The sequence below is a fragment of the Acutalibacter sp. genome, assembly GCF_056800975.1.
This window is the reverse complement of record NZ_JBQISV010000034.1, coordinates 1-10,387: the sequence shown is the minus strand read 5'-3', so window position 1 is coordinate 10,387 and position 10,387 is coordinate 1. Positions and strand designations below refer to the sequence as shown.

Below are 10,387 nucleotides of genomic sequence, written 5' to 3'. Positions count from 1 at the left end.
TTGGGCCTGGTGATGAATGTGGCGGCATAAAGCCCCGCCCCGTTTGAAGAGACAAGCCGGAAACGTTTGGAGGTAGCTATGGCGGAGGACGCGAAATGGTATGTGGTGCATACCTACTCGGGATATGAAAACAAGGTAGCCTCAAACCTGGAAAAGACGGTGGAGAACCGTCAGCTGCAAGAGCTCATTCAGGAGATCCGGGTGCCCACCGAACAGGTGACGGAGATCACCGACGACGGCAGGCGCAAGGAGGTCGAGCGAAAGATCTTCCCGGGCTATGTCATCGTCAAAATGATCATGACCGACGAGAGCTGGTACGCTGTGCGGAATATCCGGGGCTGCACCGGCTTCGTGGGGCCCTCCTCCAAGCCCATCCCCCTTACCGAGGCCGAGGTGGCCCGGCTGGGCATTGACAAGCGCGAGTTTGAGGTAAGCTACCAGGTGGGCGACTCGGTGAACATCACCGACGGACCCCTGGAGGGCTTTATCGGCGTGGTGGAGGAGCTGGACCCGGAGAAAAACCGGGTGCGGGTTACAGTCTCTATGTTTGGCCGGGACACCCCGGTGGAGCTGGAGCTGGACCAGGCCGAGCCCATTGGCTGACAGCAGAACAGCAAAAGGTTTTAGAAGCGAGTGAGGCCCGGCGGCAGCGCCAGGCTTCTCCGTGGGAGGTATGGGTAAAATTTCTTCTGCCCCTACCGCTATCACCACAATATTTGGAGGTAATGTAAAAATGGCACAAAAGGTAACGGGCTTTATCAAGCTCCAAATCCCTGCCGGAAAAGCCACTCCGGCCCCCCCTGTGGGCCCTGCTTTGGGCCAGCACGGCGTTAATATTATGGCGTTTACCAAGGAGTTCAACGAGCGCACCAAAAACGATGTGGGGCTGATCATCCCCGTGGTCATCACTGTGTACGCTGACCGCTCCTTTACCTTCGTCACCAAAACGCCTCCCGCGGCCGTGCTCATCAAAAAGGCCTGCGGCATTGACACCGCCTCCGGTGAGCCCAACAAGAAGAAGGTGGCCAAAATCACCAAGGAGCAGATACAGAAGATTGCCGAGACCAAGATGCCTGACCTGAACGCGGGCTCTTTGGAAGCGGCTATGAGCATGATCGCCGGCACCGCCCGCAGCATGGGCGTTGAAGTGGCAGACTAAGGGAAGGGGGAAGCTGCAATGAAACACGGAAAGAAGTACAGAGAGAGCGCAAAGCTCATTGACCGTCAGAAGCTTTACGACACCGCAGAGGCCCTGGACCTTTGCGTCAAGACCGGCACCACAAAGTTTGACGAGACCGTGGAGCTGCATGTGAAGCTGGGCGTTGACGGCCGTCACGCGGACCAGCAGGTGCGCGGCGCGGTGGTTCTGCCCAATGGCACGGGCAAAAAGGTGCGGGTGCTGGCCATCTGCAAGGGCGACAACATTGAGGCCGCCCAGGCCGCTGGCGCCGACTATGTGGGCGCTGAGGAAATGGTTCAGAAGATTCAGTCTGAGGGCTGGATGGACTTTGACGTGGTGGTTACCTCGCCTGACATGATGGGCCTGGTGGGCCGTTTGGGCCGGGTGCTGGGCCCCCGGGGCCTGATGCCCAACCCCAAGGCCGGCACTGTGACCCCGGACATTGGCCGGGCTGTGCAGGAGGCCAAGGCAGGTAAAATTGAGTACCGCCTGGACAAGACCAACATCATCCACTGCCCCATCGGCAAGATTTCCTTTGGCTCTGAGAAGCTGGCGGAGAACTTCAACACCCTGATGGACGCCATTGTCAAGGCCAAGCCCGCTGCGGCAAAGGGCCAGTATGTGCGTTCCTGCACCGTGGCCGCTACCATGGGCCCTGGCATCAAGATCAATCCCGCGAAGTTCATCTGATGTTTGTATAAAAAAGGCGTCTCAGCTGTGAGACGTCTTTTTCTTTAGCCAGCGGATGGCACAGGCAGCGAAGTAAACCAGCCACCCGGTAAAGCTGCCCAGAAGAATCAGCCCGGCTATGCCCAAAGGGTAGAGGTAGAGGAGATTTTCCCCGACGACCAGAAACGCCCCGTAAACTACCGCCATGACCAGGGCACCAAAAGCAGCGGGCAGCAGCTTGGGCAGGATGGGTTTGGTGCGAAAGCACAGCCAAAGCTGGCCGGTAAAGGTCAGAAGCACTGGAAGCACAAAGTAGCAGAAGCCGAACCAATCGGTGAACATGTATGCGATTAATGAAATGCCTGGTGAATCCAGCATAAAAGCACACTCCTTCCCCTTTTCTCTCAGTGTAGCATAACAACAGGCCCAGGACAAGCGGGGAGGAAAAACCGTAAGATTTCTGTAAGGCAAACGGATTTGAAAGGATTGGAGGAATCACAATGTTTCGACCCATGCGCAGATTTAAGCAGCAGCTGAACCAAGAGGAGAGCTGGGCTGTTCTGGAACGGGGCACCTCTGGGGTCCTGGCCCTGGCAGGGGACGGAGGCTACCCCTATGCGGTGCCCATCAGCTACGCCCTGGACGGGGAGCGGCTCATCTTCCACTGCGCCAAAAGCGGCCACAAGCTGGACGCCATTGCCCGGTGTCCAAAGGGCTCCTTCTGTGTCATTGACCAGGACCAAGTGGCGCCTGAAAAGTTCACCACCTACTTCCGCAGCGTCATTGCCTTTGGGGTGATCCGGGTGCTGGAGGGGGAGGAGGCCCTGGCCGCTGCCCATAAGCTGGCGGCCCGGTACTGCCCCCAGGACGACGGCTCGGCCAGGGCCCGGGAGATTGCGGACAGCCAGGGCAGGCTCTGTGTGCTGGAAATGAAAATAGAACACATGACCGGAAAGCAGGCAAAGGAAATGATGGGGAATAAGGCTTGACATCCCCCACGGCATGTGCTATAATAATCAAGCTGTCCAACCAAAGACAGCAGGCGTCCGCATAGCCGGACTGAAACGGGAAACCAGCCTGCCGAGGGAAGATAAGCGTGTGGAAACGGGGGATTCCCCCATTCATTTGCTTGATTTCCAGCGCCTTTCCCGGCCTTTCCTCCGGGAGAGGCGCTTTTGATTTGGACTGACCCCATATAACGGAGGTGAAACAAATTGCCCAGCGAGAAAATTCTGGAACAGAAAAAGCAGCAGGTCAGCGAGCTCTGCGAGGCCTTTAAGGGGGCCAATGTGGGCGTGCTGGTCAACTACAGCGGCATCAGCGTGGAGAAGGACACCAAGCTCCGCAAGGAGCTGCGGGAGGCCGGCTGTGAGTACAAGGTGGTGAAGAACACCCTGCTGTCCCGCGCCTTTCAGGAGGCGGGGATTGACGGCCTGGACGAGCACCTGAAGGGCTCTACCGCCATTGCCTACAGCGACAAGGGCTACACCGAGGCCCCGAAAATCCTCTCTGACTATATCAAGGCCAACCCCAACACCACCTTTGCGGTAAAGGCCGGCTTTATTGACGGCGGCGCAGTGGATGCCACGGGAATTGAGGAGCTGGCCAAGCTCCCGCCCAAGGAGGTCCTTCTGGCACAGGTGCTCGGCGGCTTGAACGGCCCCATCCAGGGTATGGCCAATGTGTGCAGCGGTGCGCTCCGCAGCCTGGTTATTGCTCTCAACGCCATTGCCGAGAAGCAGTCTGCCTGATTTTTTTCAAGCAGATTCTGAGGAAGTCACAAAATTTCTGTATCTTTCACTGAAAAATAATTTGATATTTTGGAGGAAATTACCATGTCTGAGAAAGTCACCAACCTGATTGAAGAAGTCAAGGCTCTTACTGTTCTGGAGCTCTCCGAGCTGGTCAAGGCTCTCGAGGAGGAGTTCGGCGTGTCCGCTGCCGCTCCCGCCGCCGTTGCCGTTGCCGCTCCCGCCGCCGCTGCTCCCGCTGCTGAGGAGAAGACCGAGTTTGACGTCATCCTGAAGTCTGCTGGCGCCAACAAGATCAACGTCATCAAGGTGGTTAAGGACGCTGCCGGTCTGGGCCTGAAGGAGGCCAAGGCTCTGGTGGACGAGGCTCCCAAGGCTGTGAAGGAGGGCATCTCCAAGGAGGACGCCGAGGCTCTGAAGGCCAAGCTGACTGAGGCTGGCGCTGAGGTGGAGCTGAAGTAAGGCTTGCCCAAATGAACGGGAATATAAGAGGGACGGGCGGGGTAACCTGCCCGTTTCTTGCTATTTGAGGGAGGTATCGCTATGAAAACCACAGTGACGGTGCTGCGCTGTGGGTTTGCCAACGCCTATCTGCTGCGGGGCCAGGGCGGCAGCGTGCTGGTAGATACCGGCACGGCCCGCTACCGGCAGCTGGTGCTGGAAGCCTGCCGCGCCGCCCGGGTACGGCTGATCCTGCTGACCCATGGCCACTGCGACCATTGCCAGAACGCCGCGTTTCTCTCCGGCGAGTTGGGTTGTCCGGTGGGCATCAGCCGAGAGGACGCGGACCTGCTGGCCCAGGGCGAACGGCGGCGGGTGTATGGCAGGGGGCTTTGGGGCCGGCTTTATGCCGCTGCCAGCAACCACACCATACAGACGCAGGAGATCCCGCCGGTACACCCCCATGTATTTTTGACAGAGGGCATGGACCTTGCTCCCTATGGCGTTGCGGGGAGGGTGGTGGCCCTGCCAGGACACACGGCTGGCTCGATGGGCGTGTTGCTGGCAGATGGCGCCCTATTGGCCGGAGATGCCGCCCAAGGCCTGGGGCCGGTTACAGGGCCTTGGTGCTGGGAAGACTTCACCGCCGCTCAGGCCAGTATGCAGCGGTTGAAAAGGCTGGCAAAGAAGAGGCCGCGGTGTGGTCACGGGTTTTAATGTTTAATTGTGAATATATTGTTAACTTTTTGAAATAAGCTTGCATTTTCCAGCAAGACATGCTAGAATGTAACCAATTTGTAACACTTGTAATTAAAATGCAATCTTCAATAGACATAATATGCCGTCATAACAGCGGCAGGGAGGCGCGGCATGAGCCGGAGACTGACAGGAAAATTCCTTCCGTTCTTTTTTGTTTTGATCGTGACCGTAGGCTTGATTGCCGTGCTGAGCGCGGCCAGCCGGGTCAGCCCGGAGGAGGCCATGGACCGGTACATAAGCCAGACCCAGACCCAGCAGCAGGAGCCCCGGGGCATCTCGGCTCCGGCAGTGGGAGAGCCGGGGATTCCCCTGGTGGCCAGCGCAGCGGCCTTTGGGGCGCTGGCGGCAATCCCGGTGTTAGGGCTGCTGGCCTTTGCCTGGGCGTCCCGGAGACGGCAGCGGCAGGCAGCGGCCCGGGCAGTTGCCCGGGAGCGGCGGCGGAGCAGCCGGTCCCGGCAGGGCACATCGCTGCAAGGCAGTCTGGGTGAAAAATATTACAGAGTATAAGGGTTTTCGTCCTTTCATATTTTACCTCGAATTGGGCCGGCTGATTTAGCCGGCTCAATTTTTTTGTGGGGACTGGGGATGGGAAGGAGTCCCCTTTCCCGCGATTGTCTCTGCTCCCTGCTTTCCCTCAAAAAACTATACTTGACAAAGCTCGATTTTTTTCGTATAGTAAGTACATTGCGTTTGCATCTGTAAAAGGCCGCGCTTTCAAGGAGGTCCGCGGCCATAAAAGCGGCCCGGTTTTGCACTGCTCCGGCCCGTCCATGCTGGACTTCACTCTGGCGGACGGGACCAGAAAATCCTTTGCGGGAGGCAGCGTGTTCCATTCCGGGCTGGGTTATGTTGTGAATAACGAAAGACACGCAACCTAATTCTACTACCCACCAGCAGCGTTTACAGCGCCCGCTCCATTCGCCGCCGAAATGTCGGCAGATTGCCCCCACAGGCAGCTTTCAGCCCCACCCACAGCCATAGAAAAAGGCGCAGGGTCTCGCTGGCAGCAGCTCGCGGGCCGCTTTCTGGCTGACACCGGCAGCTTTGAGGCGCGAATAAGGTCCAGCGCTTGCGCTGGTGGTGGCCGCAAAGGAGACATGCAAATCATGGGTCAGTCTATTATTTCGCTGAAAGACATCGCTGTGTCCTACGATGGCGAGCAGGTGCTGTCCGGCTTTGGGCTGGACATTCACGACGGGGAGTTCGTGACCCTTCTGGGCCCCTCGGGCTGTGGCAAAACCACGGTGCTGCGCACCATCGGCGGCTTTATCAAGCCGGACGCGGGCGAGGTCTTTTTTTATGGCGAAAACATCACCCAGCTCCCCCCGCACAAGCGGGAGGTCAACACCATTTTTCAAAAGTACGCCCTGTTTCCCCACCTCAATGTGTACGACAACATTGCCTTTGGCATGAGGCTGAAGGGAAGGCCCGAAAAAGAGGTTAAAAAAACCGTTCACGAAATGCTTGCCATGGTGAACCTCTCCGGCTATGCCCACAGGGGGGTCAGCCAGCTCTCTGGCGGGCAGCAGCAGCGGGTGGCCATGGCCCGGGCCCTGGCCAACGAGCCCAAGGTGCTGCTGCTGGACGAGCCCCTCTCCGCCCTGGACCTGAAGCTGCGCAAGGACATGCAGGTGGAACTGAAAAAGATTCAGCAGCAGACAGGCATTACCTTTGTGTTTGTCACCCACGACCAGGAGGAGGCCCTGTCCATGTCAGACCGGGTGGTGGTGATGGACGGAGGCGTCATTCAGCAAATCGGCTCTCCCACCGACATTTACAACGAGCCGGAGAACGCCTTTGTGGCGGACTTTATCGGCGAGTCCAATATTCTGGACGGGCTGATGCTTCAGGACTATGAGGTGCGCTTTGCCGGGCACCGGTTCCCCTGCCTGGACAAGGGCTTTGGCACCAACACCCCGGTGGACGTGGTCATCCGGCCCGAGGACATTGACGTGGTTCAGGCGGACTCCACCCACATTACCGGGGAGGTCACCAATGTCACCTTCAAGGGGGTGCACTATGAGATCATTGTGGACGTGGCGGGCTTCAAGTGGATGATCCAGTCCACGGACTGCCGGGAGGTGGGGGACCGCATCGGCCTCTCCCTGACCCCGGACGACATCCATGTAATGGCCAAGTCGGAATATTCCGGCCAGTTCGGCGACTACAGCACCTTCTCGGACGAGATGGAGGAGGACATGGCCGCCAGCGGAGGAGAGGAGGGCGCAGGCAATGAAGACGAACTCTAAGCTCCTCTCCGCCCCCTACACGGTGTGGATGACGGTTTTTATTGTGCTGCCCATGGTGCTGGTGGCATGGTTTGCCTTTACAGATAAGTCCGGGGCCTTCACACTGGACAATATCCTCAGCGTGGGGCAATACTCCAATGTGTTCCTCCGGTCCATCTGGCTGGGGGCGGTGGCAACCGCGGTGTCGCTGGTGATGGGCTATCCTCTGGCCTATATTATCTCCCGCCTGCCTGCCAAGCGTCAGAGCGTTATGGTGATGCTGGTGATGCTGCCCATGTGGATGAACTTTCTGCTGCGCACCTACGCCTGGATGACCCTTTTGGAGGACAACGGGCTCATCAACGCTGCCCTTGCCGCCCTGGGCCTGCCCAAAGTCCACATGATCAACACGGCCGGGGCTGTGGTGCTGGGCATGGTGTATAACTACATCCCCTACATGATTCTGCCCCTGTACTCGGTGCTGACCAAAATTGACCCCAGCGTGATTGAGGCCGCCCAGGACCTGGGCGCGGATGACAAAAAGGTCTTTTTGAAGGTTGTGGTGCCCATGAGTATGCCCGGGGTCATCTCTGGGGTGACCATGGTGTTTGTGCCTGCGGTAAGTACCTTCATCATCTCCAAAATGCTGGGGGGCGGGGGCAACCTGCTGATTGGCGACTTGATTGACATGCAGTTTTTAGGCAGCGCCTACAACCCCAATCTGGGCTCTGCCATCTCCCTGGTGCTTATGGTGATTATCCTCATCTGCATGGGCATTATGAACCAGTTTGACGATGGAGAGGAAGTCAATGCGGGAGGAGGGATGCTGCTGTGACCAAGGCAATGGGACGGGTCTACACCCTTTTGATTTTCCTGTTTCTCTACGCGCCGATTCTGGTGCTCATTGTGTTCTCCTTCAACGACACAGAGACTGCCAGCCGCACGGTGTTCAGCGGCTTCTCCCTGAAATGGTATCAGAAGCTGTTTGAAGACCGGCTGATTCTGGAGGCTCTGCGGAACACCCTGCTTATTGCCGTGGCAGCTGCCGCGGCGTCTACGGTGCTGGGCACCATGGCGGCCATTGGCATCAGCTCCATGAAGCGCCTGCCCAAGCGGGTGATGATGAACATCACCAACTTTCCCATGGTGAACCCGGAGATTGTCACCGGCGTGTCCATGATGCTGCTGTTTGTGTTCACTGTGGGGCTGTTCGGGGGGCGCAGCCTGGGCATGGCGTCCATTATCGCGGCGCACATCACCTTTTGTCTGCCCTATGTCATCCTCTCGGTGCTGCCCAAGCTCCGGCAGATGGACCCGGCTCTGTATGAGGCGGCTCAGGACCTGGGCTGTCCCCCGGTAAAAGCCTTTTTCAAGGTGGTGCTGCCGGAAATCATGCCCGGGGTGGTCACCGGCATGATTATGGCCTTCACCCTGTCTATTGACGACTTTGTTATCAGCTACTTCACCAGCGGCACCACCCAAACCCTGCCCATCTATATTTATTCCATGACCCGCAAACGAGTGAGCCCGGAGATCAACGCTTTGTCCACCGTGCTGTTTGTGGTGGTGATGGCTTTGCTGATTATCGTCAACACCCGCAACGCCAAGGCGAACCGGCAGATCAAGGAAATGGAGGAGGATGGGTGAAAATGAAACGCTTCACTGCATTTTTTCTGCTGGCCCTGACGCTCTGGGGGGGCATGCTGTCCCCCGCTGCCCGGGCGGACAGCGGGGAGGCTCCCAGCCGGGGGGTCACCATCAATGTGTATAACTGGGGCGAATACATCGCCAACGGCACGGATGAGTCCATGGATGTGAACGCGGAGTTTACCCGGCGCACAGGCATTCAGGTCAACTACACCACCTTTGACAGCAACGAGTCCCTTTACTCCAAGCTGGCAGGGGGCGGGGCGGACTATGACATCATCATCCCCTCAGACTATATGGTCTCCCGGCTGATTGACGAGGGAATGCTGGCCCAGCTGGATTTTGAGAATATTCCCAACTTCTCCTATATCGACCCCCAGTTCCGCAACCCGGACTATGACCCGGAGAACCTCTACTCTGTCCCCTACACCTGGGGGGTGGTGGGCGTCTTCTACAATACAGAGTATGTGGAGGAGGTCACCAGCTGGAACGCCCTGTGGGACGACCGGTACGCCGGTAAGATTCTCATGTTCGACAACCCCAGGGACAGCTTTGCCATTGCCCAGTTCATGCTGGGGCAGAATGTGAACGGCACGGAAGAGCAGGACTGGCAGGAGGCAGCAACGCTGCTGAAGCAGCAGAAGCCCCTGCTGCAGGCCTATGTTATGGACCAGATTTTTGACAAGATGGAGAGCGGCGAGGCCTGGCTGGCCCCCTATTATGCCGGGGACGCGGCGATTCTGGTGGACAACTCGGACAACATTGCCTTTGCCGTGCCAGAGGAGGGCACCAACTTCTTTGTGGACGCTATTTGTGTGCCTGCTACGGCCAGCCACAAGAAGGAGGCGGAGGAGTACATCAATTTTCTCTGCGACCCGGAGATTGCCGGGGCCAACATGGACTATGTAGGCTATTCCACCCCGGAGACCGCCGCCAAGGCCTATCTTGACCCGGAGGTGGTGGAGAGCCCCCTGTACTACCCGGACCAGGAGACCCTGGACAAGACCCAGGTCTTTGTGAACCTGCCTGAAGGAACCTCCGCCCTGCTGGACAAGCTGTGGGCAGAGGTAAAAATGGGCGGGCCGGGGGAATCGGCGCTGCTGGTGGCCATTATCATGGGCTTTTTGGCGGTATATATCGCCATTATCATCTATAAGCGGAGAAAACGAAAGAGAGAGCTGGCATAAAGCGAGCGGGGCGGGCCCTGGGGCCTGTCCCGCTCTTTTGCTTTTGCCGGCTGGGGGACTGTTATGCGGCGGCCCTTGGCACACGGGCCCATATTGGCAATACCGCACACGACGCTTTCCGTGGGTAGCGGAGCCCGAGGCTCCGTCTCGTCTGTTCTCGACTCGTTGGGGGACAGAATAGTCTCTCCACCTGACTTTGAGCCAAGCAGTCGGGACTCCTCCCCAACGTTCAGGACTTAAGGGCATTGCCGGGTATCCGCTTCGCCGCCGCTGAATGAGAACCCCTTACGGTAAATGTCCCACCGGGCGATTTTTGCAAATATATTTTTTGTCCGCGTTTCATTTTTCTCTTGACAGTCTCGCAAAATGATATTATAATAATATCGTAATGCAATCAACATAATCAAGAGTGAAAAGGGGAATACCTATGGAAAAATATTTATTTACTTCAGAGTCGGTAACAGAAGGGCATCCAGATAAAATGTGCGATCAGATATCTGATGCGATTCTTGATGCGCTCGTAGC

Annotated in this window: 14 protein-coding genes and 1 other annotated feature; of the genes, 13 read left to right on the top strand and 1 reads right to left on the bottom strand. The window is 57.7% G+C overall.

Annotated features, from left to right (window positions below; translation table 11 throughout):
- Positions 1–78: 78 nt before the first annotated feature.
- The 3 genes from nusG to rplA all read left to right on the top strand — a co-directional run bounded on the left by nusG (position 79) and on the right by rplA (position 1,870).
- Positions 79–603 carry a transcription termination/antitermination protein NusG gene (nusG, locus tag ACTO5E_RS05560; RefSeq protein WP_482302289.1) on the top strand — a complete coding sequence of 175 codons (525 nt, stop codon included), beginning with the start codon at positions 79–81 and terminating at the stop codon, positions 601–603.
- A gap of 130 nt (positions 604–733) precedes the next feature.
- Entirely contained in the window at positions 734–1,159 is a 426-nt protein-coding gene (gene rplK, locus ACTO5E_RS05555; protein WP_482302288.1) for a 50S ribosomal protein L11, read from the top strand.
- A gap of 18 nt (positions 1,160–1,177) precedes the next feature.
- Positions 1,178–1,870 (top strand): 50S ribosomal protein L1, encoded by a 693-nt coding sequence (gene rplA / locus ACTO5E_RS05550; RefSeq protein ID WP_482302286.1) that lies wholly within the window; start codon positions 1,178–1,180, stop codon positions 1,868–1,870.
- Between the two features lie 21 nt (positions 1,871–1,891).
- On the opposite strand, the gene ACTO5E_RS05545 is transcribed toward rplA, so the two are convergent.
- Positions 1,892–2,227 carry a hypothetical protein gene (locus tag ACTO5E_RS05545; RefSeq protein ID WP_482302285.1) on the bottom strand — a complete coding sequence of 112 codons (336 nt, stop codon included), beginning with the start codon at positions 2,225–2,227 and terminating at the stop codon, positions 1,892–1,894.
- A 122-nt stretch (positions 2,228–2,349) separates the two neighbouring features.
- On the opposite strand from ACTO5E_RS05545, the gene ACTO5E_RS05540 reads away from it, so the two are divergent.
- The 10 genes from ACTO5E_RS05540 to ACTO5E_RS05495 form a co-directional block, all read left to right on the top strand.
- Positions 2,350–2,838 carry a pyridoxamine 5'-phosphate oxidase family protein gene (locus ACTO5E_RS05540; protein WP_482302283.1) on the top strand — a complete coding sequence of 163 codons (489 nt, stop codon included), beginning with the start codon at positions 2,350–2,352 and terminating at the stop codon, positions 2,836–2,838.
- A 22-nt stretch (positions 2,839–2,860) separates the two neighbouring features.
- Positions 2,861–3,037 (top strand) — a sequence feature (ribosomal protein L10 leader region).
- A gap of 26 nt (positions 3,038–3,063) precedes the next feature.
- The gene (gene rplJ / locus ACTO5E_RS05535; RefSeq protein WP_482302281.1) at positions 3,064–3,600 is read left to right on the top strand and encodes a 50S ribosomal protein L10; all 537 of its coding nucleotides are present in this window, start codon (positions 3,064–3,066) and stop codon (positions 3,598–3,600) included.
- Between the two features lie 84 nt (positions 3,601–3,684).
- The gene (gene rplL / locus ACTO5E_RS05530) at positions 3,685–4,062 is read left to right on the top strand and encodes a 50S ribosomal protein L7/L12 (protein ID WP_482302280.1); all 378 of its coding nucleotides are present in this window, start codon (positions 3,685–3,687) and stop codon (positions 4,060–4,062) included.
- 81 nt (positions 4,063–4,143) lie between these two features.
- Positions 4,144–4,758, top strand: a complete 615-nt coding sequence (locus tag ACTO5E_RS05525) for an MBL fold metallo-hydrolase (protein WP_482302279.1) — start codon at positions 4,144–4,146, stop codon at positions 4,756–4,758.
- 153 nt (positions 4,759–4,911) lie between these two features.
- Positions 4,912–5,307, top strand: a complete 396-nt coding sequence (locus tag ACTO5E_RS05520; RefSeq protein ID WP_482302277.1) for a hypothetical protein — start codon at positions 4,912–4,914, stop codon at positions 5,305–5,307.
- Between the two features lie 599 nt (positions 5,308–5,906).
- Positions 5,907–7,049: an ABC transporter ATP-binding protein gene (locus tag ACTO5E_RS05515; RefSeq protein ID WP_482302276.1), complete on the top strand. Its 1,143-nt coding sequence runs from the start codon at positions 5,907–5,909 to the stop codon at positions 7,047–7,049.
- On the top strand, positions 7,033–7,863 hold the full coding sequence (locus ACTO5E_RS05510) for an ABC transporter permease (protein ID WP_482302274.1): 831 nt from the start codon (positions 7,033–7,035) through the stop codon (positions 7,861–7,863). The genes ACTO5E_RS05515 and ACTO5E_RS05510 overlap by 17 nt, the downstream gene beginning before the upstream one ends.
- Positions 7,860–8,675: an ABC transporter permease gene (locus tag ACTO5E_RS05505; protein ID WP_482302272.1), complete on the top strand. Its 816-nt coding sequence runs from the start codon at positions 7,860–7,862 to the stop codon at positions 8,673–8,675. Before ACTO5E_RS05510 ends, ACTO5E_RS05505 begins: the two co-directional genes overlap by 4 nt.
- Before the next feature lie 2 nt (positions 8,676–8,677).
- Positions 8,678–9,862, top strand: coding sequence for an ABC transporter substrate-binding protein (locus ACTO5E_RS05500; protein ID WP_482302270.1), 1,185 nt, complete (start codon positions 8,678–8,680; stop codon positions 9,860–9,862).
- Positions 9,863–10,289: 427 nt separating this feature from the next.
- The coding region (locus tag ACTO5E_RS05495) for an S-adenosylmethionine synthetase N-terminal domain-containing protein (RefSeq protein ID WP_482302299.1) at positions 10,290–10,387 on the top strand (98 nt) is incomplete at its 3' end.

Bases quoted from the DNA above. Each gene is read 5' to 3' on its own strand.
- nusG (WP_482302289.1), top strand. From the start codon at position 79: ATGGCGGAGGACGCGAAATGGTATGTGGTGCATACCTACTCGGGATAT.
- rplK (WP_482302288.1), top strand. From the start codon at position 734: ATGGCACAAAAGGTAACGGGCTTTATCAAGCTCCAAATCCCTGCCGGA.
- ACTO5E_RS05540 (WP_482302283.1), top strand. From the start codon at position 2,350: ATGTTTCGACCCATGCGCAGATTTAAGCAGCAGCTGAACCAAGAGGAG.
- ACTO5E_RS05545 (WP_482302285.1), bottom strand. From the start codon at position 2,227: ATGCTGGATTCACCAGGCATTTCATTAATCGCATACATGTTCACCGAT.
- ACTO5E_RS05525 (WP_482302279.1), top strand. From the start codon at position 4,144: ATGAAAACCACAGTGACGGTGCTGCGCTGTGGGTTTGCCAACGCCTAT.
- ACTO5E_RS05515 (WP_482302276.1), top strand. From the start codon at position 5,907: ATGGGTCAGTCTATTATTTCGCTGAAAGACATCGCTGTGTCCTACGAT.
- ACTO5E_RS05500 (WP_482302270.1), top strand. From the start codon at position 8,678: ATGAAACGCTTCACTGCATTTTTTCTGCTGGCCCTGACGCTCTGGGGG.
- ACTO5E_RS05510 (WP_482302274.1), top strand. From the start codon at position 7,033: ATGAAGACGAACTCTAAGCTCCTCTCCGCCCCCTACACGGTGTGGATG.
- ACTO5E_RS05520 (WP_482302277.1), top strand. From the start codon at position 4,912: ATGAGCCGGAGACTGACAGGAAAATTCCTTCCGTTCTTTTTTGTTTTG.
- rplA (WP_482302286.1), top strand. From the start codon at position 1,178: ATGAAACACGGAAAGAAGTACAGAGAGAGCGCAAAGCTCATTGACCGT.
- rplL (WP_482302280.1), top strand. From the start codon at position 3,685: ATGTCTGAGAAAGTCACCAACCTGATTGAAGAAGTCAAGGCTCTTACT.